Here is a 21,226-nt window from a genome sequence, read left to right as displayed (position 1 = left end):
AACATAAATAAATGTTGACGAGAGTGATTATTTGCATTTAATATAAATGATAATCATTATCAACTAAACAGAATTTTAACATAATTTCAGGAGGATTAAAATGGGCACTTTCTTACATTCAATCAAGCCTTTAAAAATAATATCTTTTGGTGTTTTAGCATTGGCACTAGCAGCATGTGGAAATCAAGCTGAAGATACAACCAAAACGGATAATTCATCTACAAGTGAAGTTTCAACAGGGGATGAAGCAGCTGGAACTCGCACCCTTACAGATGCATTAGGAAACAAAGTCCAAGTACCTGCGAACCCTCAACGTGTAATTGCTTCTTATCTGGAAGATCCATTAGTAGCTTTGGGCATTACACCTATAGCTCAATGGTCACTAAACGAAGGAGCAAGTATTCAAGGCTATTTACAGGATTCTCTAAAAGATGTGGACTTAATCAATTATGATCTTCCTTTTGAAGAAGTACAAAGCTTTGAGCCCGATCTAATTATTATGGACTCGCCTAGTATGGTAGAGGGTGGAAAGTATGGGCAATACAGTGCGATTGCTCCTACCTATGTGATTGGTGAGGAGTTAAATAATGATTGGAGAGAAGAGCTTCGAACGGTCGGCAGCATCTTTGCGTTGGAAGATAAAGCTGAAAAAGTGATCTCTGATTATGAAGCTAAAGCCGGGGAAGCAAAAGCTCAGATTGAAGAAAATGTTGGCAAGAAATCTGCGGCCGCGATTTGGTTGGTAGGAGGTAGCTTCTTTGTTGTAAACAAAGAATTATCAAGCGGAGATGTACTTTACAATGATTTAGGATTTGAAGTACCGGCAGTTGTGGAAGAAATCTCGGCTAGCGGTGAAAATAACTGGAATGCTGTTTCACTTGAAAAATTAGTCGAACTTGATGCAGATTATCTATTCTTGGTAAATAGCGATGGTAGTGAAAGTGCAGCATTAAGTGATGCATTATGGCAAAGCATCCCTGCGGTACAAGCAGGAAATGTGTATGAATTCGGTCCAGATACAAGCTGGTTATACACTGGTGCCATTGCAAATGATCAAATCATTGACGATGTTTTGGAAAGTGTAGCGAAATAGGGAAAGAAAAAGTACTTGCTGAACGAGCTTCGGGCAAGTACTTTTTATTTTACTAAGAAACAAATTTCGTAAACTTGGTTGACCAAAAAACGGGGGAATGAGCTTATTGGGACAAATCTGGTGAGCAACAGAATGAAAAATATAACGGATTTTATTATTTTCGTATTGAACTAATATCTTTTTCCTGTAATAGGTCAACCGGTACAAACAATCCGACGTGTCCATAGGTTTCATCATCAATCGTTGCAAAAACAATGCCGACCACTTGTCCTTCTTTGTTGATCACGGGGCTGCCGCTATTTCCGCGATAGACCGGTGCATCCAACATTATCACCTCTTCATCCCAATCGGAAAGCTGTTTGTAATCAATGACCTTACCCTCATTGGCTATTCCGGTAAAATATAACGGGTTTCCGATAAAATAAATTGGTTCATTTAGTGTAGGTGTGTACGAATCAGCCAGCGTTAAATAGGGAAGTTTTTCTCCTTCCACTTTTAGGATGGCTAAATCAATATCCGGATAGCTCTCAATTACCTCGCCCTTGAAAAGCTGTTCATCAGGAAAGATCACTGTAATGGTAAGGGCGTCTTCGATGACATGGTCATTCGTTACAATGTAGCCATCATCTGAAACTGCAAATCCCGTTCCTTTTCCATCGTTAGTTTGGATTTCAACAACAGCTTGCTTATAGGTTTGAATATCCTCCTGCCCTGAGAGTCTGGCAGATGTTTTTATAAATTCGATTGCCGGAATTGAAAAGATTTCAAAGATGACTGCAAATGTGCTAAAGGCGAGCATCACTGCCATAATCCAGGCAAAAAGGCGAACAGATTTAGGTTTTTTCTTCGTTTCTGAAACTCCGCTTAACCTTTTTTCCCGCTCTTTTTCAAGTGCTTTTCTTTGTTCCTCAAGGACTAGTTCAATTAATTCCTCTTCACTGATCGGTTCAAATTCACTTTGTTTATCTTTATCCATTTCGCCCCTCCTCGCTCACCTTACCTTCTTTTATCATATCGGAAATCATTGTTTTTTGAAAACTTCCAAATAATTTAATAGAAAGGTTGCGCCAGCTTGTGTGATTATAATGCTGACTTGAAATTGCAGGGATGATGTGACATAATACAAGACAACTGGATTAAGAGAAAGGTTTTCTAGGGTTCCGTATCGGTATTACGATAGTCTGGTCCGAGAGAAAACTACGCAAAGCGTGACACGGAAGGACAAAATCCTGGGAGATATTATCTAATATCTTCCAGGATTTTTTTTCGTAAAGAATGAGAATGGGAGGGAATTTAATATGAAAGCTTGGCTGAAAGTTTTACTGGCGTCACTGCTTGAGGTATTTTGGGTAATTGGTTTGGCACATGCCGATGAGTTTTGGGAATGGGTAGGGACAATTATAGCAATTGTCATCTGTAATTATTTATTGATTAAGGCTACGTCAACACTTCCTACAGGAACAGTTTATGCGATATTTGTAGGCCTGGGGACGGCAGGGGCGGTTCTTTCTGAAATACTGTTTTTTGGAGAACCATTCAACATTATTAAAATATTATTAATTGTACTGTTGCTAGTAGGTGTGATTGGCTTAAAGCTAGTAACGGATGATCAAAAGGAGGCGCAAGCATAATGGCATGGGTTGCTTTAATCGTAGCAGGGCTATTTGAAACTTTTGGTGTAGCCATGATGAATCAGTACAGCGTTAGCCGAAATTGGAAGCCTCTTGTTTTTTTGGTGCTTGGCTTTTGTATCAGTTTATTTCTTCTAGACTACTCAATGCATACAATATCAATGGGAACAGCATATGCAATCTGGACTGGGATCGGAGTTGTCGGGGGCACAACGGTAGGTATGTTTTTCTACGGAGAATCAAAGGACTGGAAAAGGATACTATGTATTTTTATTATTCTATGCGCAAGTATAGGGCTGAAAATAATCTCTTAATTACAAAAAAGCGCTGAGTTCAGGGTGACGCTCAGCGCTTTTCATTGATTTTGCAGTTTCCAAAGTATTTTTGATAATTTGTCTAAATATGAGAACTATAATAATGTTTAGAATATATCTAGTCTTGAGGAGTGGAAACGATTGAGTAAGCATCATTATTTTCTGGCAGCTAAGCTACCTAATGAAGCGAAGGAATATTTAAACGAATGGGTTGCAAACAATAAACTGGACTTCCCTTTTGCCAGATGGGTACATTCCGAGGATTATCATATCACATTGGCATTTCTAGGCTTTGCTGAAGAAAGCATGAAACAGGAGGTGATCGGTACGATGCCGCAAGTATTAGGAGATGAACGTCCATTTTCGTTGACGCTACATAAAATTGGGACATTTGGGCCTCATAAAAAACCCCGGATTTTTTGGGCAGATGTAGAACAATCCGAAAACTTGAATAGGGTTCAACAAAAGGTCCACCGTCAATGCATCAACATTGGTTTTCAATTGGATAAAAAGCCGTTTCGTCCCCATATCACGCTAGCCCGAAAATGGCAGGGTGAAGAGAACTTTGATATCGAAATGTTAAAGGCTTTTGAAGACCGTCTATCATTTACGGTAAATGAAGTAGTACTTTACGAAACGCATTTGGACAAAACGCCGAAATATCACGAATTTGCTCGCTTTGCCTTAGGTGAAGGGGAGTAAAACGGAAATTTCATCAAGCCAAATCTCATTCATAGAAATCATTCAATATGGAAAATAATCGCTCAAATCTAAACTTCTCCTAAAGGTTTTATCCTAATTCTCGTGTATAATAGTTTTAAGATAAAGTCGAATAGGCATAAAATAGGAGTGAAGGCACCCGTGATAGAGTGGATTTTGATTATTATCCTTGTTGGGTTTATCGTATATAGACTAACGCCGGCAAAGGGCGTTAAAACAATTGATGCTGAGCAGTTAAAAAACGTCCTGCATGATCCGGATAAGATATTTATAGATGTTCGGTCTCCGATGGAATATAATGCGCAGCATATTCAACAATTTCAAAACATCCCGTTAAAATCGAAGTTCAACGATTTACCGAAAGATAAAGAAATCGTGGTCATTTGCCAGACTGGTATAAGAAGCAATCAAGCTTGCAAAAAATTAAAAAGACGCGGCCATACGAAGATTACCAATGTCCGTGGAGGTTTAAGCAACTGGAATTTTAAAGGGGGAAGATAAAATGAAAGAAATCACGCCGCAAGAAGTCCAACAGCGTCTAGAAAATGGCGAAAACCTAAATTTAATCGATGTACGTGAAGTAGATGAGGTGCAAGCAGGGCATATTCCAGGGATTACACATATTCCATTAGGGTCACTCGAATCCCGTACCCATGAACTGGATAAAACAAAACCTTATATTATGGTTTGCCGTTCTGGGGGCAGAAGTGGAAAAGCAACTGAATATTTGCAAAGCCAAGGTTTTGATGCAACAAATATGAATGGCGGCATGCTTAAGTGGGAAGGTAAGGTAGAATAATTGGTTTTTAAGGTCTGGTTCAATTTTTATTGGGTTTGGCCTTTTTTTATATCACCATACTTAAATCTAACGCTAAGATGAATAATATAGAACGATTATTAATATATTTAAAATAAAGGAGTGGAGAGTATATGAGAATTCCAGCCCTGCCGCAACCAAAAGAAATTGATCTAAAAAGAAGGAGTATAGTATTTAGGCTTCTCCGACAAATTCTTTCAAAAAGACCTGCTAAAAAGCGATCCTTCGTCCGTATTCCGCCAAGGAAATAAAGGCTGTTCCCGGTCTAAAGACTTGGAACAGCTTCCATCTTTCCTCTAATTTTCTCATCTTCCTATGCTTTGTTTCCTGCTAATGATACTTCATCAAGCAAAAAGAATCCCAGCCCCGGTCCAACCAAATATAATTCGTGCATGGCCCGAGTAAGGGCAACATATAAAAGCTTCCGGTCAATCGCTGTATCAAAGTAGGGGATATCGAATGCTGCAATGATGACTGCGTCAAATTCAAGGCCTTTTGCCAAGTGGCTTGGGACAATAAGAAGCTTGTCACCGCCGAGCTCTGATTCATCACTCAACGTTTCGGCAGGCACACCCGCTTTATTTAATAGCTTTGCATAATGTGTTGCTTCCGCTGTTGTTTTGCAAATTAGTGCAATGGATTTGTGGCCATTTTGCCCGATAGATTGGTATAACTCATTAATTTTTTCCGGATCGAAAAATTCGGCTTGCACAAAAGTGGGTTCATTGCCATGTCGGACAACTGGTTCCACTAAAGGCAGGTCCTCATCCATTTTCTTGAGGATTTTATTTGCGATTTCCATAATTTCAATCGTCGTCCGGTAGCTTTTCTGCAAGGTGAAATAATTTGCCCGAGGGAATAAATCAAGTACCGAATCCCATTCCGTCAATGACCGGTAACTATGGATTCCCTGTGCCAAGTCCCCAACCATCGTGAACATGTCGGTTTCAAGCCCATCTTGTAGAGCGGCTAACTGGAATAAACTATAATCCTGGACCTCATCTATAAAGACGACCCGCATCTTCCACTGATCTTGAATGCCTTTGATTTTTGCATGCAGGTAATAGAGTGCAGCTAAATCTTCTAATGCCCACTTTTCTTTTGTATGAGCTTGCAGAAACTTTTCTTGCTGTTCAAATGTCCATTCAGGTGCAAGTTCTTGCAGGAGTTGCCGGTCGGTTAAAAACTTTCGATACATTTGTTTAATTTTTGCTTTTTCAAAGCGTTTCATATAAACAGTGGCAGTTGATTTTGCTTCGGCTGTGATTTTAGGGATACGTTCATCCCGTTCGTCGATGAATTTTGTTACCGTTTCACGTCTTTTGTCCGGATCACGAAGTCCGCTTAATGCTTTCCCGATCATATCTTCGTAACGGGTATTGAGAGACGAAAGAACCGCTTTAGATTTCCGTTTTACCTCAGTTTGTACAATCTTCTTGATGCGCTCAATCCGCTTTTCAATCGGCATATAAGCGAATTCTTCCAGGAATAACTTCTTCAAGTGGCTTCCACGCATGATACGGTATTTTTCAATAAATACATCCTCATTAAATAAATCTGCCAACGTGCGTTCATGTATCTTAATGTAACGGTCCAAGAGGTTACGGTAAAATAAAGAACCTTTAATTTGCGGGATGTTGAAAGAGGGTAGAGCGTCAAGCCCTTCTTCAACAATTGTTTCAAGCTGTTCATTTGGATTTTGTAATTTTAGCTTGATGCCTGTAGCATTTTGGACGTATTCGGCATAGGTTGTTTGGCAAATTTGTTCCACACCAAGCTCTGGCAGGACGTCCCCGATATATTCGATAAATAGTTTATTGGGTGCCAGAATCATTAGCTGCTCGGGGTTAAAGTGTTCTCCCATGGTGTATAGGAAGTACGAGATTCGATGAAGGGCAATGGTTGTTTTTCCACTTCCGGCAGCTCCTTGTACAAGAATCGGCTGCTTCAGGTGGGCTCGGATAATTTCATTTTGTTCTTTTTGAATGGTGGCGACGATTTCGGTAAGTCGTACATCGGCTTTCCCTGAAAGTGCCTGCAAAAGGTCGTCATTTGTTGTTAAGTCGACATCCTGGAAGCTTAATAGTTCGCCATCTTCAATCTTATATTGGCGTTTTGAGAATAAATGCCCTGTAAACACTTCGTCACGTACGGGGTAGGATATCTCGCCAAGGCGACCGTCATAATAGACATTTGCCACCGGGGAACGCCAGTCCACAATGATAGGCTCAAATGTTTCATTATGGAAAAGTGAGGTTTTTCCTATATATAGAAGCTCCTCAAGCTCTCCTGTTCGCTGGAAATGAATGCGGGCAAAATATGGTTTTTTCTTAACCGCTTCCAGACTTTCCTTCTGATTCAAAGCTAATTCGAAAAAGCGGGAATTCGTCAAGATATTGATATAACTATCACTGGAATCGATATATTCGAGGTTCGCCATCGATTCTTTAATCTTGTCCTGGACAGCTCTTAAATCTCGCTGCGATGCCTCCAGCAGTTCGCCCATATACTGTTTGGTGTATTCTAATCGCTCAACTTCCTTTTGGAATTCCGGCTGCTGGGTGGTGCTTCTTTCAATATGCTCGGCCATTTTAGATCGATCCTCCATTCATTTGGGATAACGTACATAAAAAAGCTAGATATTTATCTTACTAAATTTTCCTTATGAAGTGAAGTTTTGTCTAATGTTTTTTCGAATCATTTAAGTTAACTCCATGTGAATTAAATGGCCATTATATTCTCGCCAAAATGAAAAGCCGCTTCCATCCGGTAAATGGGAGCGGCATTTAAACTAAAAATGATTCTGAGATATATTCCACTAATGAGCGCACTTACTTCGTACACAAGCTGCAGAGCCAACTTGTTGTCTCTAACCCTTAGTATACTACTCTTCTGAATTCAACAAGATTTTTATTGAATACTTAGCATCAAGGACAGGTAGCCGCTCATCACAAGGAATAGCCCCATCACAAAAGTCATGATGGCCGGCATCTTCTTTATGAAAGAAAAAATCATTAATGCCAAGAAGAGAAGGGTTACAACGGCAAGCATAATAGCCGTTGCATTGGGAGCAAACTGAACTTGCATATTAGGCTGAATTTGCCCTTGGTAAACGAGGCGAAACAGTTGCGATACATTATTGCTTGAAATCTCTGTTTCTCTTGGCGGTGATTGTTGCCCAAGAGCAGCAGTCACTGAAAAAATAAGAAGCATTAGAATGCTTTCGGCCTTTACCCATGGCAGCGGGTTAAAGCTTTCATCTATTTGAACCTTCTTTTTAATCATTAAGCTATTAATCGCAGCAAAAACGATCAACGGAATGATTAATAAATGTTTCAATAACAATGTTTGCCCATAGGAAATAGGCCAAGAATTTGTATAGTCATCCACAATAATGTCCATCAAAAGCAGTCCGCTAACAATGGTAAGTGCAAAACAAACCAGGGCAACAGGAGTAAACCACCTTAAAAAGTTCGCCCAGCTTTGATGATTTTTGGAAAACCAACTGATGACAATTAGTATACCGACCCAAACGGTTACAGCAGTAAAGTGCACAGTATCACTTACAAATCCCAGCAATTGATTATACGAACTTGCATGACTTGACCAACCTAAAGAGAGTATTAAGAGGAAGGTAAGTGCTGCACCAATAGATGCGTATAATTTATTTGCTTGAACCTCAAAAAAGCTTATAAAAAGTAATAAGATAATCGACACAATGAATGTGAAAAGCCAAGCTTTGCCGACTTCAAATGTCAATAAAACAGATTGCAAAGTTTCGCCAAAGCCCGAATTAGGTACTAAGTACAACAGGATTTGAAATACCGGAAAAAAAGAAAACAGGGCAATCCCACTTGTAGCAGCCAGCAATGCACTCTTTGGGACTTCGATAGTTGGGCGCTTGGCTTCGGGGATCATTGCCAGGATAAAACTGCCCATGATGGTAGCGAAACAAAGATAAACCAATGCCTGACTTAACAAACCTAACAAAGCCATAAACTATTGTTTCCTTTTTGCGATGAAGAAGAAGCTTCCTACAACAATCAGAATAAGAATACCGATAAGAGTTGGAACTAAATAAGACGATGAGGAATTTTCCGTAGACTCTTCAACAGCGGCATCATTGTTAGTTGTTGCTGATTCCTCTATCGTTGCATTATTTTCTTCACCTGTGACTTCCTCGTCTAGAGTTTCATCTTCAGCATTCTCGGTCGCCTCAGTTACAGGTACATCCACAGTAAATGGAACTTCTCCTTCGATAAGATGGCCATCAGCCCCAATGATATTCCAGTTAATCAGATACTCTCCGTTTTCAATGGGTTCTGTGAGTGAGCCGGACAATACATTTTCCGATATTGCAATATTGTCAACGGAAACTGCTTCTCCAGCTGCGTTCTGAAGTGTGAAGGAGCTGCTTTGTTCAATTTTCCCTTCAAAGGTCAATGTAATTTCTTCTAAGGGCGCAGTCAGTACTTCGCCGCTTTGAGGAGAAGAGCTTTCGATATGTGTATGTGCAAAAGTGTCATTCCCAAAAGAAAACAGGAAAATCAACGAAAAGATCAAGAATTTTTTAACCATACAAACCTCCAAAATTTTAAATTCGGATAAATTGTAGCACAATTAGTGATTAAAAGCCTTTAGAAAGGCTGCTGGTACGCTACTTAATATATGAAGTAGTAAAAGAATAAAAGGTATATGCAAAAGAAGTTTGATTCTTGGCATACACCTTTCTGTAAGTCTATCTGGATTGGGCTCTTTTAGGGAAGAGTAAATAGGAGAGGCTAATTCCTCCATCAATTAGTAAGGCAATCGACCAGATTCTCCATACATTAAATAAGGCTTCGGTAGAATTCGAGTTGATGAGGGTGATGATAAGCCAAAACATCACACTGCCAATTGCATAAGCTAATACATGCCGTCCCCACATTTTTAATTCATGTAATCCTTTTTCCGTGCCATAAAGAGGTTTTTTCGCTGATTCCTTTTTTAGGATGTAGGTCTGGAATTTATCGTCTGCCCATGCAATCATTGTTTTTCCATAGGCAATCGAAACACCAATATAAATAACGGAAACCCCGTGTGCTATTGTAGCGACAGCACCAGACTGTAAATCAACAACTGTTAATGCAATTAAAGCTAGATCGATAATCGGCGTGAGCAAAAACAACAGATAGCTTAAGCGTTTTCGGTGCAGTACATAGCGTGCGAAGAGTCCAGCCAAGATTGCAACCCAAAACAGTATTTCAGCAGCAATAATCCATTTAATCAACTTAAGAATCTCCTTTTTACATTTTATTTAATACGATTGTATTAAAATAATAACATGGGTTTTTAAATAATACAAGTGTATTAAAAAATGTTATAATAATTTCATGCCAAAAATAGTGAATCATGAAGAAAGAAAAGCATTAATCGCAAAATCAACATGGAATGTCATCGCAAGAGATGGACTGGAGGGGGCTTCTGTACGTTCGATTGCAAAGGAGGCAAATCTTTCCCTTGGAGCAGTTCGACACTACTTCAATACTCAGGAAGAATTACTTGAGTTTGCAATGGGGTTAGTTGAAGAACAAGTAACTGAACGCATCATGGAACATACAAAGCAGCCCCAGCCACCGAAACAGCTTGTATTGAATATGCTAATGGAGTTCATTCCGATTGGAAATCGTACAATCGAAATGCAGGTGTGGCTGGAATACATCTCTTACAAATTGCGAAAAAAGGAGCTTCGCGAGGATTCGGTCCATCAAGGGATGCTATCGATGATGACTCAATTAAATGAAAATGGTCTTTTGAGGAAGGATATAAATATGGAGGAAGAAACAATTCATTTACACGCATTAGTCGATGGCCTAGCGCTTCATATCCTGATGGGGCTGGTGAAATTGGATGAAAATCGGATTCGTTTATTAATTGAAAGAGAACTGGATAGGATATTTACATAAATTTAAAATATCTACTATGAATTGTTAACTATAGATTGATACGATAATTCTTAGACGAAGTATTGAAGAAGTAGACCTTAACAATCTTAAGTTAAAGGACGGTCCAGATATGAAAATTTATGCTCACCGTGGATATTCTGCAAAGTACCCTGAAAATACATTACCTGCTTTCCAAGCTGCTGCAAATTTGCCAATCGATGGGGTAGAATTTGACGTACACCTCACAAAGGATGGGAGAGTCGTTGTCATACATGATGAATCCATTGACCGTACTTCAAATGGCGTGGGCTATGTGAAAGATATGACGCTTGAGGAGTTACGCGAATATGATTATGGCAGTTGGTTTAGTGAGGAGTTTGCCGGTGCGAAAATTCCTGCTCTTGGAGAGGTGCTAAACATTTTCCGTGGTACAGATCTTCGTGTAAATATAGAGTTGAAATCCGATATCTTCGCTTATGCGGGGATAGAAGAATTAGTGCTTCAAGAAGTAGAAGCACTGGAAATGATGGATCAAGTGGTGATTTCGTCATTTGATCACGAGGCGGTTGCACGTATCGCACAGCTTGCTCCGAATGTTGAAAATGCTGCACTTTTCGTTAATACAATCCTGGATGTTGCCGCGTATCAAGCAAAGCTTCCTGCCAAAGCTTTGCATGTATCCTTGCCTTCGTCCGTTCGACGCCCAATACGAGAAGCCATTGAAAAAGGTTCAGTCGTGCGTGTTTATACAGTAAATGAAGTGGAACATGCCGCACTGATTATCGGTTCCGGTGTGGAGGCCATCTTTACGGATGAACCTGAGAGAATGTTGGGGTATATGAGACAAAATAAAGTCCATATGGAAGGGTAGAACCCCGGTACGCACGGAGTAGGAGGGTACACGCAAGTGCCTGTAGAAACTCGCACATAAAGTAATACCTTTTATGAGAAATACCTAAATGAACGCAAAAAAAAGAAGGCGACCGTTTAATCGCAATAAACGAACGCCTTCTTTTTACCATTTCGCCTGTTGTTCATCCACATACCCAAGCATCTGCTGAATCAAGAGGGTGGAGCCATCATCAAGTTTGACTTGCCCATTAAAATAACCTACCAATTGTTGTTTATTGATTTTTACTAGCTTTGCATCCGTTTGTGAATAGCGTTCAAAGAATGGATGGAAGGTCAGCATGACAGTATCCGAGAATTTGGATGTAATATACCAAGGCTTCATAAAATTCGAAGGATCATAGTTAAACAGCACATCTTCATGAATTTTGCTCATATGTCCATTAACAAAAACGGCATTTTCGGTCATGCCCGTACCATCCGTCCAATGTCCACCGAAATTGATGCCAATTCGTTGGTCACGGACGCGTTGGGAAGCCATGGCCCAATTCCATCTAGCTTCTCGTGGCAAGACCCCACGACTGAAATCCAGTACCCCATAACAGTCTTCCTCGTTAAAGCGATAATGTCGGTTTCCGAGTTTCACAAAGCCCGAAGTAGGCAAGGCATGATGTTTTGCGGTAAATTGGAAGGTTTTGCGATTCCAAGGAACAATCACATTTAATGTATCATCTGCTTGCGGGTGATGAATCGTCAACTCAGCAAGAAGAGGCTCACTATCAAAGTCATCAGCCGTAACTTTCAGGAATGTTTGGTTTTGAAAATACGTAATGTTGATATGAATCTCATTATTTTTAAATTGAATCGGCTCCAATACTCTCGTCGGCATTTTTAATTTGCTGCCCAGGCCAAGGGGAATCGTCATTGTTTTTTCAAAGAATCGCTGTGTTTCGTATTCCAGGAAATTAACAAAACAAATCGCAGCATAATCAAAATGGAGTATTTTTATGGAGAATAAAATCTCCTCACCATAAATGTACCAATTATTCCACTTTTTCTTCCTTAAATAGTGCCCAGATAAATTGCAATCGATGATCGGTTTGCGAGCAAAACCGATAGCTGCTGGATTTAAGTTTCCCTTATTATCACAGAGCCTTGTTAGTTCAGTTAATTCTCTTTCAGCGTGCTGCATCAACTCCAACATCCCTTCACTCAAGTTATCTAGTATATGCAAATGCTAGAAGAGCAAGAAAGCATAAACTTTCTTATTTTGCATAAGTGGAACGAAGGCTAACCGTATAGAACTTTTCGATTAGCCAGGATTTCTAATATTGGAAGTAAAATATGATTTTTAACTACAAAATATATCAAGCTTCAAGGTTTTGTACTCTTTTTACTATGAAATTTCACCCTTAAATAAAAGTGAATTAGTTTTATTGTAACAAATTATGGATGCTATTTCTTTAGGCACAGAGAATTAATAAATAATTGTCACAATTTCCCTGGCTGTTTCGCGAAGTATGAAAGATGGATAAAATTGCGCATAGAATAAAAAAAGGAGGTTTCGCATATTCCAACTTATTACAATCGAAATGCGGCTGTTCAGTATGCAAGAGCTTGGTGGGATAAGAAAAACCCGGATTACCCGGCATTTTTAGTGGATTGTACAAATTTTGTTTCACAATGCCTTCGTGCTGGTGGGGCACCTATGTCCGGTGCACCAAACCGGGGAAGAGGATGGTGGATTACGGACGCATGGAAAAGTTCACGTGGAGAAGGTGGCCATTACTCGAGAGAATCTTGGAGCTACAGCTGGTCTGTTGCACATAGCTTCCGGTGGTACTTGGAAAATGCAAAGAACGGGCTTACGGCGACCCGGGTAGGATCACCATCCGAGCTGCAAATCGGGGACGTAATCTGTTACGATTTTCAAGGGAACGGCGTTGTCGATCATACGACAATTGTAACGAGTATGGTAGATGGTGTCCCTTACATTCATGCTCATACAGCAGATAGTGCCGATCGACATTATGACTATTCAAATTCATTGGCTTATACCCCAAACATTCGATATTACTTCTATAAAATAGACGACGTATTTAATTAAAATGTATCTCGGGATATGATTTTATCAACCTTTGTATAAAAAGGGATAAAAACGATGTATATTTTAAATGTCCCCAATATATGTTAAGGTTAATTATGAGGTTAACATATAACTATAGTTCTATATTTAGTTAATTTCTTTAAGGAGAGAAACAAATGAACCAACAATCATTATCTGTTCGCGAAGCTATCATTGAGAGACGCTCGATTAAAAAATTCAATGGTCAACCAGTGGATCGCGAAGTATTATTACAAATCGTGAATGATGCTGTTTGGGCACCAAATCATCAAAATAGAGAACCTTGGCGACTAGTTGTTGCATGTGGGAAAGAAATTCTTGAATTGCATAAGCTTTTACGCGACACGGCGATTCCAAAATGGAAAGAGCTTCCCGAAGAAACATTGGAAAAACAAATGCTAAAATTCACGCTGCCTGGTGCATATGCTTTCGTGATTGTTCCTGAAGACGTTCGACAAAAGCAGCGTTTGGAGGATTATGCTGCAGCAAGCATGTTTATCCAGAACATCCAATTACTTGCTTGGGATTATGGAATCGGCTCTTGCTGGAAAACACCGGATTTCTTGGATGCCCCGCAATTCCGTGAGGCACTAGGTGTGAAATCAGGTGAAAGAATTATTTCCATGCTGCAAATTGGATACTTCGACGACATACCAAGAGCAGCAGAACGAAAAAAGAGTGACGAAATTGTGACGTTTTTTGGGCAGAACGAAGAAAATAATTGATGGATTCTTGTAGAAAGAGTCTCTTTTAATAATATTAATATAATTAAAAATTAAGAGTATAACGTTTTTTGTATCTGGATTAATAAGTGGGGCGTCCAACTTTTGGGCAGGAACTATTCAAGCAATAGTTTTCTTTTCGTTGTATTATCACTATATTTTTCTATTGATGATAAAACAGGAAATATCTTACTGAATCGTCTAAAATAAACGCTAGGGAAGCAAAGCCCTGGCGTTTTTTTGTAATAAAGTAAACAATTGAAAAGAGGAGGAAAGCATGTCTAAACACCCGTTGGAAAAGTGGGGGAATATTGTAGGAAACAAACGCTCCCGTTGGGTAACACTTATGCTATGGCTGACCGTCGTCGTCGTGCTATCCATCACTTTGCCTCAAATCAACAGTATTGAAAACTACGGTGGAAGTGACTTGCCCCAGGACGTTATGAGTGAACAGGCAAGTGCAATCATGGATGAACAATTCTCCTCCGATTCCGGACTTCCTTTATTGATTGTTTGGTACAAAGAGGCTGGTCTAGAGGTGGAAGACATCCAATCCATCCAAGCTCTTTATAGAGAGTTGGCTGTGAATCCACTAAAGGAGCAAGCAACACTTCCACCGTTTGGTGACATCCCTACGGAAGCTCTTTTAGGAAGTATTTCTGAAAATGGTACGTCCATCGTGACACCTGTTTTCTTTGATGAAAAAGCGAATACAGATACACTGAAAGAAAACTTGGCAAAAATTAACGATATTACTGAAGAACAATTTGGAGAAAATCCATACGAAACAGATATGAACGAAGATGGTTTGCACGCCCGTTTTTCCGGTCCAGCCGGTATCTCCGTAGATGCAACAAACCTCTTTATGCAAGCAGACGTGAAGCTGATGATTGCCACGGTGATCCTGATTTTAGTGCTGCTGGTTGTAATCTATCGTTCACCACTTTTAGCTATTACGCCAATACTCGTTGTAGGGATTGCATATGGTGCGATCAGTCCATTGCTAGGTTGGTTTGCTGAAAATGGCTGGATTGATAAAGATGCACAGGCAGTCTCCATCATGCTGGTTCTGTTGTTTGGTGCAGGAACCGATTACTGTTTATTTTTAATCACACGTTTCCGTGAAAAACTAGTAGAAGTAGAAAATAAATTTGAAGCACTCTCTATAGCCATGAAAGAATCTGGCGGGGCAATTATGATGAGTGCGTTAACCGTATTCATCGGTTTAGCGACATTAGGGTTGGCGGATTTTGGTGCATTCCAACGATTTGCAGTACCGTTCAGTTTTGCCATTCTCATTATGGGCGTCGCTGCTTTGACTCTGTTACCGGCAATTCTAGCGATTTTAGGCCGTACTGCATTTTGGCCATTCCTGCCTCGTACAGAAGAGATGGCGAAAAAATATGCACAACAAAAAAATAAACCATATAAAGCGCCAAAACCAAAGCACCCTGTAATGTCAAAGATTGGTGAGTTTGTTACGAATAAACCTTGGCTAGTCATTATCGTAACGGCTGTAGTTCTAGGAGGGTTAGCCTTTACCTCCACTCAAATTAAATACAGTTATGATCTACTATCCTCTTTCCCGGAGGATATGGATTCACGTGAAGGGTTTACGATCATTGCAGAAAACTTCTCTCCTGGTGAGTTAGCACCCGTTCAAATCATTGTGGACACAAAAGGAGAAGACATTGATTTGACGGCACAAATTGCGGAAATTCCTTATATCGATGTGGTGAGTGAACCGACTGTCGGGGAAAGCAAGACCAACCTCCAACTTTACGAGGCAGATCTGAATGAAAACCCGTATTCAAATGAAGCGATGGAGTTAATTCCAGGCTTAAAAGAAGAGATGGAAGCAATACTTGAAGAAGCGGGAATTGAAGACGCAGATGAAAGCTACTGGATCGGTGGAGAAACAAGTGCCCAGGTAGATACAAAAACGGTTCAAGAGAGGGACGAATCACTTATTCAACCAGTAATGGTGGCGATCATTGCGATTCTATTACTAGTGTACTTGCGTTCAATCCCGGCAACTATATATTTGGTAGGGACCGTGCTAGTTTCATTCTTTGCCGCATTGGGATTAGGATGGCTAGTCTTAACCGCATTTTTTGGAGCGGACTCCATCGCTAGTTCAATACCGTTATATTCCTTTGTCTTCTTGATAGCACTCGGGGAAGACTATAATATCTTCATGATTTCAGAGGTTTGGCAGAACCGCAAAACGCAAAGCATCAAAGATTCAATAAAAAATGGAATTGCCCAAACCGGTTCGGTAATCACATCGGCTGGGTTAATTCTAGCTGGAACATTTGCGATTCTCGCAACCTTGCCTATCCAGGTTCTGGTTCAATTTGGAGTAATTACGGCAATTGGTGTGTTAATTGATACATTTATTGTCCGTCCACTATTAGTGCCGGCGATTACGATGGTACTGGGTCGTTATTCTTTCTGGCCGGGGAAACTCTTTAAAAAACAAGATTAAGAGCGGAGATGCTTATCCAATGACTGGGTAAGCATTTTTTATTGATAAGGAAATACAAAAGGCTGGAAAGGTAGCAAAGTTGGCTACAATACCTATTAGATAAAGATGAGTGCGATAATAAAGTAATGAACATGAAACAGTTTATAGGATCGCCCCCAAAAACCACTACCTAAAACGCCCATACTCTGTAAAAATCTTTTGTATTGTAATAAAAAAGTAAGTATATTTATGATAAAAAGGTGATTAATATGCAAATCGAGCTTTCGAAAAATGCACTAGTTATTCACAACATCATGCAACTAGCATTTATAGAGTATGATCAAGCCGGAATGCCCTCCAGTGCGCTAAAAGAAACGAGCGAATCAGTTCAGGAAGATCTTGATAGTGGTGAGCAAGCCTTTGTCGGCTATGAAAAGAATGGGAAGCCAATTGCCATGGTGCGCTTTCAGGTGAAAGAGGATTATCTATATTTTTATCGATTATCCGTTCTGCCGGAGTGCCAGGGGAAGGGCCATGCCAAACAACTATTAAAGGCTCTTGAAGTATATGCAAAACAAAATAGAATACAAGAGGTTCACTGTAAAGTCCGTAAAAACGTGGAAAGAAATGTTTTGTTATATAAAAATCTAGGTTATGAGATTTTTAAAGAAGAGGTTGCCCAGCTCATTAGTGGCGATGTCATACCTGTAGTCTCAATGAAAAAACAGGTAAGTTAATGGAGCTATATCAAGGTCCAATGGATGAAAGAGAAAGTGCGGAATGGTTAAGTACCATTCTTTTTTTATTTAGCTTACATCGTCATCAATTCCCGCAAACAGCAAGCAACTTGAATGGACTAAGTGAGGTACTCTAAGTTTTTTATGCAAGGAAATTGTCGATTTATTTCCCGAGAAATGTTTGATTTTGGCAAATGAATCAATAAGTAGTCGTTTTTTTGACGCGGAAATGTATGTTAATAGACTTATTTTAAGTAATTTTATTCCTTCGTTTAAGATTTTTCATTCTTGGTAAGTAAATTAAAAAAGCAAACAGCAGTAGAGTGCAGCATTCTTTTCAAGAAAAGGAAATGCTTTTTTTATAATCGATGTTTTTATAGAATTGAAGGAAAGAAGAGAAGTTTGTCGAATTAAGTTAGATGAGCTTTTTGTGGGGGTAAGATTATTGGAGATCAAGTTGGTGAAAGCGATTCCGGGAGATGTCCTATTGCTGCATGACGTGCAAACAAGGGCCTTCCAACCCTTATTGGAAAAGTATCTGGATTACGAGAAGAATCCAGCGAATGAACCGATCAATCGATTGTTTGAAAAAATACAATATAGTTCTTTTTTTAAAATGGTTGTAGACCAAAAGTGCGTGGGTGGAATTCGGATAGTCGCGAGAAATAATAGCTACTGGATTAGCCCAATTTTTGTTCTTCCTGAGTTTCAAGGGAAGGGAATCGCACAGCAGGCAATATGCCAAGTTGAAGAAATCTTTACGAAACATAACATTTGGGAGCTTCAAACAATATTGGAGGAGCAGGGGAATTGTTACCTCTATGAAAAATTGGGATATGAACGTACAGATTTTGAACAGGTCGTAAATGATAGAATGACTTTAGTTGGCTATAGGAAAATAAAGAATTGATTGAGATATAAGTAGAGTATATTGCGATTGCGAGAAGATTTTCAGGGGGCTAGAAAATGACGGTTCTAACGAAATTAGCATCCAGGCAGGATAGAAAAGACGAACGGCCTAATATTGAACTTGCTCGGGAGCTTATGGAAAACAATAATATAGCGGGAATCCAAGAGATCATCGAAAATTTGGCAAGCCACAATAGAAAAATTAAAACCGATTGTATTAAGGTTGCTTATGAAATCGGTAGAGTCAAACCCGAATTAATTTGTGACTATGCGGAAATTTTTATTAATTTGTTGAAAAGCCCTAACAACCGTTTAGTTTGGGGAGCGATGCAAGTATTGTCCACAATTGCGGAAATAAGTGCGATTGCATTGATGAAACATCTGCATACCATTCAACTAGCGGTTAAAACTGGAACTGTCATTACGACTGATAAAGGAATCCTAACTTTAGCAAAACTAGCAACAGTGAATGATTATAACTGCGAAGTTATTTTCCCGTTCCTCATCGAGCATTTGAAAACATGTCGAACAAAAGAAATCCCCCAGCATGCGGAAAGCATCCTGATAGCTGTGACAAATGAAACAAAGAGCGAGGTTTTGCATGTTTTGAAAGAACGCGAACCATATATGACGAAACCCCAAGCAAGAAGAATCCACAAGATATATAGACAGCTTTTGGCATAGACATAAAGAATTTAAGGAGTACGATCAATGAATATTAAACAGCAGCTTGAACAATACAAACCCTATAACGCACAGGAAGAGAAGGATCAGGAGATAATTCTGCGCTACATGGACACTTTCGATAACTTATTTACTCGGGACAATGAGTTTGCCCACTTTACAGCCTCTGCATGGCTTGTAAATGAGGAGCATACAAAGGTGCTGATGGCTTATCATAATATTTATAATTCATGGTCTTGGGTAGGTGGTCATGCTGATGGGGATACGGACTTATTGCATGTTGCTTTAAAAGAGGCTACAGAAGAAACGGGACTGAAAAATGTAAAACCTGTTTCGGAGGAAATTTATTCAATTGAGATTTTAGGCGTTCCTGCTCATGAAAAGAAAGGGAAACATGTAGCAACCCATGTTCACTTAAATGTGACGTACTTGTTAGAGGCAAGTGAAAGCGAATTATTACACATTAAAGCAGATGAAAATAGTGATATTGGCTGGTTTGAATTAGAGAATGCGGTTGAGGCAAGCACAGAACCTGAAATGAAGGTCGTATACTGCAAACTTAACGAAAAGCTCGCGGTAAATACATCGAAGTAGTAGTAGTATGCACATTTAAACGGGAACGTGAGGGAGAGGTGCTGTTAGCCGGCGCCTCTTTACATTTTTATGGTAGTCAGGTAACCTTTAAATTAAATATCTGAACCTACAGAATTTTAATATAATTTTTTAAAACATTTTAGAGGACTTGGTGATGCTGCCAAAGTTGAAAGATGTTTATTTTTTATTTAAAAAAATATTTTGGGATAAAACACTCAATTTTGATAGAGCGGAGTACAGAAAGGTTTGTTTGCTTTTTTGTGATGCCAAGTCGAAAGTGAAAAATGGTGATACTAACCCAGGGGGAGAGGGATTGGAAATTGGTTACGAAGAAAATAGCAGTACCGTTTGAAGAGAAGGACCTATTGGCTAAGCAAAGGGATATTTTCGTAGCCTTCTTTCGTTCGGGCATTTTAGGGTTCGGAGGGGGCCCTTCCACGATTCCATTAGTGAAAAAAGAAGTAGTAGACATCTTTAAAATGATGAATGATGAAGAGTTCTCGGATGTTCTCTCAATCGGGAATACACTGCCAGGCCCGATCGCAACCAAGATGGCCGGGTATATTGGCTATCGAGTAAGTGGTTGGCTCGGTTTGGTGACAGCTTTAATTGCGACGGTAATACCGACAGTGGTGTTGATGATTATCCTGCTGGCTTCATTGAACGAATTTAAGGATTATGATTTTGTAAAAGGCATGACGAAAGGCGTTGTTCCTGTTGTGGCAGTAATGCTTGGGGTACTGACATGGGACTTTTTAAAGAAATCAAAGAAATCGCTGGGCTGGAAAATTGGCTCGATTATTCTTACCGCCTCGTTTGTTGCAATGATTTTATTAGGCGTTCATCCAGGTATTGTCATCGCGGTATTATTGATTCTTGCCCTGACGCTGCCAATTAAAAAAAGAGGGGGAGAATAAAGGATGGTTTACATTCAAGTTTTTCTGGCCTTCTTTTATCCTGGCATTCTCGGATATGGCGGAGGGCCTTCTTCGATTCCGTTGATTGAGCATGAGGTTGTTGATAATTACGGCTGGATGACAACCAGCGAATTTAGTGAAGTGCTGGCTTTGGGAAATGCGCTGCCTGGTCCGATCGCAACGAAAATGGCGGGCTTTATTGGTTATGAAGTAGCAGGTATCCCAGGCGCCCTAATGGCTTTGCTTGCAACGGTCGGGCCGTCGTTAATATTGATGCTTATCCTATTGAATATTTTATATCGCTACCGAAACTCGCCTCGAGTGAAGCGGCTGTCAAGCTTTGTCCTGCCCGCAATTGCGATTTTGCTAGCAGACATGACCTTTGACTTCTTCAACACGTCCTACGATGCAATCGGCTTAGTGGTGACGGTGCTTCTAATGGCAGCAGCATATTTGGCGCTGGAAAGAATGAAAATTCATCCAGCCTTTGTAATCATGGCCGGGCTAATAGTCGGTGGATTTTTCTTATAATAGTTTGTGGGAGTCGTTAACTTGTTCCGGGGAGGGGATGGGTTGACGGCTTTTTGTTGTGGAGAAGGTTTGATAAAGGGAGTTATTGAGGAGTGAAGTCGCACGTAAGAGAGTGAAACTCGCAAGTAAGCTGCGAAAAGTCGCATGTAAAGTAGAGAAAGTCGAAAGTAAAGAGGGTAAAGTGGCACGTAA

Annotated in this window: 25 protein-coding genes and 1 riboswitch; of the genes, 19 read left to right on the top strand and 6 right to left on the bottom strand. The window is 39.9% G+C overall.

Annotation, left to right across the window (positions count from 1 at the left end):
* The first annotated feature begins 100 nt into the window (after positions 1-100).
* Positions 101-1,093, top strand: a complete 993-nt coding sequence (locus QYB95_RS14695; RefSeq protein ID WP_301139105.1) for an ABC transporter substrate-binding protein — start codon at positions 101-103, stop codon at positions 1,091-1,093.
* Positions 1,094-1,247: 154 nt separating this feature from the next.
* On the opposite strand, the gene QYB95_RS14690 is transcribed toward QYB95_RS14695, so the two are convergent.
* Positions 1,248-2,069 carry a S1C family serine protease gene (locus tag QYB95_RS14690; protein ID WP_301139104.1) on the bottom strand — a complete coding sequence of 274 codons (822 nt, stop codon included), beginning with the start codon at positions 2,067-2,069 and terminating at the stop codon, positions 1,248-1,250.
* 165 nt (positions 2,070-2,234) lie between these two features.
* A riboswitch (guanidine-I (ykkC/yxkD leader) is annotated at positions 2,235-2,331 on the top strand.
* A 60-nt stretch (positions 2,332-2,391) separates the two neighbouring features.
* Here QYB95_RS14690 and QYB95_RS14685 point away from each other — a divergent pair.
* The 5 genes from QYB95_RS14685 to QYB95_RS14665 all read left to right on the top strand — a co-directional run bounded on the left by QYB95_RS14685 (position 2,392) and on the right by QYB95_RS14665 (position 4,557).
* A complete protein-coding gene (locus tag QYB95_RS14685; RefSeq protein ID WP_301139103.1) occupies positions 2,392-2,724 on the top strand; it encodes a DMT family transporter in 333 nt (110 codons plus the stop codon).
* Positions 2,724-3,038, top strand: coding sequence for a DMT family transporter (locus QYB95_RS14680; RefSeq protein WP_301139102.1), 315 nt, complete (start codon positions 2,724-2,726; stop codon positions 3,036-3,038). The genes QYB95_RS14685 and QYB95_RS14680 overlap by 1 nt, the downstream gene beginning before the upstream one ends.
* 141 nt (positions 3,039-3,179) lie before the next feature.
* The gene (gene thpR / locus QYB95_RS14675) at positions 3,180-3,740 is read left to right on the top strand and encodes an RNA 2',3'-cyclic phosphodiesterase (RefSeq protein ID WP_301139101.1); all 561 of its coding nucleotides are present in this window, start codon (positions 3,180-3,182) and stop codon (positions 3,738-3,740) included.
* Between the two features lie 159 nt (positions 3,741-3,899).
* A complete protein-coding gene (locus tag QYB95_RS14670; protein WP_301139100.1) occupies positions 3,900-4,259 on the top strand; it encodes a rhodanese-like domain-containing protein in 360 nt (119 codons plus the stop codon).
* 1 nt (position 4,260) lies between these two features.
* Positions 4,261-4,557, top strand: a complete 297-nt coding sequence (locus tag QYB95_RS14665; protein ID WP_301139099.1) for a rhodanese-like domain-containing protein — start codon at positions 4,261-4,263, stop codon at positions 4,555-4,557.
* 331 nt (positions 4,558-4,888) lie between these two features.
* Here QYB95_RS14665 and helD read toward each other — a convergent pair whose 3' ends face one another.
* The 4 genes from helD to QYB95_RS14645 form a co-directional block, all read right to left on the bottom strand.
* Positions 4,889-7,165 (bottom strand): RNA polymerase recycling motor HelD, encoded by a 2,277-nt coding sequence (gene helD / locus QYB95_RS14660; protein ID WP_301139097.1) that lies wholly within the window; start codon positions 7,163-7,165, stop codon positions 4,889-4,891.
* Positions 7,166-7,485: 320 nt separating this feature from the next.
* Entirely contained in the window at positions 7,486-8,571 is a 1,086-nt protein-coding gene (locus QYB95_RS14655; protein ID WP_301139096.1) for a copper resistance D family protein, read from the bottom strand.
* A 3-nt stretch (positions 8,572-8,574) separates the two neighbouring features.
* Entirely contained in the window at positions 8,575-9,153 is a 579-nt protein-coding gene (locus QYB95_RS14650) for a copper resistance CopC family protein (protein WP_301139095.1), read from the bottom strand.
* 160 nt (positions 9,154-9,313) lie between these two features.
* Positions 9,314-9,844 carry a hypothetical protein gene (locus QYB95_RS14645; RefSeq protein WP_301139094.1) on the bottom strand — a complete coding sequence of 177 codons (531 nt, stop codon included), beginning with the start codon at positions 9,842-9,844 and terminating at the stop codon, positions 9,314-9,316.
* Between the two features lie 103 nt (positions 9,845-9,947).
* On the opposite strand from QYB95_RS14645, the gene QYB95_RS14640 reads away from it, so the two are divergent.
* Both QYB95_RS14640 and QYB95_RS14635 read left to right on the top strand, forming a co-directional pair.
* Positions 9,948-10,520 carry a TetR/AcrR family transcriptional regulator gene (locus QYB95_RS14640; RefSeq protein WP_301139093.1) on the top strand — a complete coding sequence of 191 codons (573 nt, stop codon included), beginning with the start codon at positions 9,948-9,950 and terminating at the stop codon, positions 10,518-10,520.
* 109 nt (positions 10,521-10,629) lie between these two features.
* Entirely contained in the window at positions 10,630-11,370 is a 741-nt protein-coding gene (locus tag QYB95_RS14635; RefSeq protein ID WP_301139092.1) for a glycerophosphodiester phosphodiesterase, read from the top strand.
* A 144-nt stretch (positions 11,371-11,514) separates the two neighbouring features.
* Here the strand turns inward: QYB95_RS14635 and QYB95_RS14630 are convergent, their stop codons facing one another.
* Entirely contained in the window at positions 11,515-12,543 is a 1,029-nt protein-coding gene (locus QYB95_RS14630) for a DUF2804 domain-containing protein (RefSeq protein WP_301139129.1), read from the bottom strand.
* Between the two features lie 375 nt (positions 12,544-12,918).
* Here QYB95_RS14630 and QYB95_RS14625 point away from each other — a divergent pair, with 375 nt between their 5' ends.
* From QYB95_RS14625 to QYB95_RS14575, 11 genes are all read left to right on the top strand, one after another.
* Positions 12,919-13,455 (top strand): amidase domain-containing protein, encoded by a 537-nt coding sequence (locus tag QYB95_RS14625; RefSeq protein WP_301139128.1) that lies wholly within the window; start codon positions 12,919-12,921, stop codon positions 13,453-13,455.
* 155 nt (positions 13,456-13,610) lie between these two features.
* Positions 13,611-14,198, top strand: a complete 588-nt coding sequence (locus QYB95_RS14620) for a nitroreductase family protein (protein WP_301139091.1) — start codon at positions 13,611-13,613, stop codon at positions 14,196-14,198.
* Positions 14,199-14,472: 274 nt separating this feature from the next.
* Positions 14,473-16,683: an MMPL family transporter gene (locus QYB95_RS14615; RefSeq protein WP_301139090.1), complete on the top strand. Its 2,211-nt coding sequence runs from the start codon at positions 14,473-14,475 to the stop codon at positions 16,681-16,683.
* 248 nt (positions 16,684-16,931) lie between these two features.
* Positions 16,932-17,399, top strand: coding sequence for a GNAT family N-acetyltransferase (locus QYB95_RS14610; protein ID WP_301139089.1), 468 nt, complete (start codon positions 16,932-16,934; stop codon positions 17,397-17,399).
* Entirely contained in the window at positions 17,399-17,536 is a 138-nt protein-coding gene (locus QYB95_RS14605) for a hypothetical protein (protein WP_301139088.1), read from the top strand. Before QYB95_RS14610 ends, QYB95_RS14605 begins: the two co-directional genes overlap by 1 nt.
* Before the next feature lie 308 nt (positions 17,537-17,844).
* The gene (locus QYB95_RS14600) at positions 17,845-18,309 is read left to right on the top strand and encodes a GNAT family N-acetyltransferase (protein ID WP_301139087.1); all 465 of its coding nucleotides are present in this window, start codon (positions 17,845-17,847) and stop codon (positions 18,307-18,309) included.
* A 56-nt stretch (positions 18,310-18,365) separates the two neighbouring features.
* Positions 18,366-18,992 carry a hypothetical protein gene (locus QYB95_RS14595; protein ID WP_301139086.1) on the top strand — a complete coding sequence of 209 codons (627 nt, stop codon included), beginning with the start codon at positions 18,366-18,368 and terminating at the stop codon, positions 18,990-18,992.
* Positions 18,993-19,019: 27 nt separating this feature from the next.
* Positions 19,020-19,586: an NUDIX hydrolase gene (locus QYB95_RS14590; RefSeq protein WP_301139085.1), complete on the top strand. Its 567-nt coding sequence runs from the start codon at positions 19,020-19,022 to the stop codon at positions 19,584-19,586.
* Positions 19,587-19,740: 154 nt separating this feature from the next.
* Complete coding sequence (locus tag QYB95_RS14585) at positions 19,741-19,938, top strand: hypothetical protein (protein ID WP_301139084.1); 198 nt, start codon at positions 19,741-19,743, stop codon at positions 19,936-19,938.
* 13 nt (positions 19,939-19,951) lie between these two features.
* On the top strand, positions 19,952-20,503 hold the full coding sequence (locus tag QYB95_RS14580) for a chromate transporter (RefSeq protein WP_301139127.1): 552 nt from the start codon (positions 19,952-19,954) through the stop codon (positions 20,501-20,503).
* A gap of 3 nt (positions 20,504-20,506) precedes the next feature.
* Positions 20,507-21,034, top strand: a complete 528-nt coding sequence (locus QYB95_RS14575) for a chromate transporter (protein ID WP_301139083.1) — start codon at positions 20,507-20,509, stop codon at positions 21,032-21,034.
* Positions 21,035-21,226: the final 192 nt, after the last annotated feature.

Origin of the sequence: Ureibacillus aquaedulcis (assembly GCF_030418165.1) — a bacterium.
Lineage (GTDB): Bacteria > Bacillota > Bacilli > Bacillales_A > Planococcaceae > Ureibacillus > Ureibacillus aquaedulcis.
This window is presented reverse-complemented; position numbering and strand designations above follow the sequence as displayed.

Coding starts and splice junctions, on each gene's coding strand:
- QYB95_RS14695 (WP_301139105.1), top strand. CDS start 101: ATGGGCACTTTCTTACATTCAATCAAGCCTTTAAAAATAATATCTTTT.
- QYB95_RS14615 (WP_301139090.1), top strand. CDS start 14,473: ATGTCTAAACACCCGTTGGAAAAGTGGGGGAATATTGTAGGAAACAAA.
- QYB95_RS14635 (WP_301139092.1), top strand. CDS start 10,630: ATGAAAATTTATGCTCACCGTGGATATTCTGCAAAGTACCCTGAAAAT.
- QYB95_RS14640 (WP_301139093.1), top strand. CDS start 9,948: ATGCCAAAAATAGTGAATCATGAAGAAAGAAAAGCATTAATCGCAAAA.
- QYB95_RS14610 (WP_301139089.1), top strand. CDS start 16,932: ATGCAAATCGAGCTTTCGAAAAATGCACTAGTTATTCACAACATCATG.
- QYB95_RS14620 (WP_301139091.1), top strand. CDS start 13,611: ATGAACCAACAATCATTATCTGTTCGCGAAGCTATCATTGAGAGACGC.
- helD (WP_301139097.1), bottom strand. CDS start 7,165: ATGGCCGAGCATATTGAAAGAAGCACCACCCAGCAGCCGGAATTCCAA.
- QYB95_RS14575 (WP_301139083.1), top strand. CDS start 20,507: ATGGTTTACATTCAAGTTTTTCTGGCCTTCTTTTATCCTGGCATTCTC.
- QYB95_RS14665 (WP_301139099.1), top strand. CDS start 4,261: ATGAAAGAAATCACGCCGCAAGAAGTCCAACAGCGTCTAGAAAATGGC.
- QYB95_RS14655 (WP_301139096.1), bottom strand. CDS start 8,571: ATGGCTTTGTTAGGTTTGTTAAGTCAGGCATTGGTTTATCTTTGTTTC.
- QYB95_RS14590 (WP_301139085.1), top strand. CDS start 19,020: ATGAATATTAAACAGCAGCTTGAACAATACAAACCCTATAACGCACAG.
- QYB95_RS14605 (WP_301139088.1), top strand. CDS start 17,399: ATGGAGCTATATCAAGGTCCAATGGATGAAAGAGAAAGTGCGGAATGG.
- QYB95_RS14680 (WP_301139102.1), top strand. CDS start 2,724: ATGGCATGGGTTGCTTTAATCGTAGCAGGGCTATTTGAAACTTTTGGT.
- QYB95_RS14585 (WP_301139084.1), top strand. CDS start 19,741: ATGCTGCCAAAGTTGAAAGATGTTTATTTTTTATTTAAAAAAATATTT.
- QYB95_RS14685 (WP_301139103.1), top strand. CDS start 2,392: ATGAAAGCTTGGCTGAAAGTTTTACTGGCGTCACTGCTTGAGGTATTT.
- QYB95_RS14690 (WP_301139104.1), bottom strand. CDS start 2,069: ATGGATAAAGATAAACAAAGTGAATTTGAACCGATCAGTGAAGAGGAA.
- QYB95_RS14650 (WP_301139095.1), bottom strand. CDS start 9,153: ATGGTTAAAAAATTCTTGATCTTTTCGTTGATTTTCCTGTTTTCTTTT.
- QYB95_RS14595 (WP_301139086.1), top strand. CDS start 18,366: ATGACGGTTCTAACGAAATTAGCATCCAGGCAGGATAGAAAAGACGAA.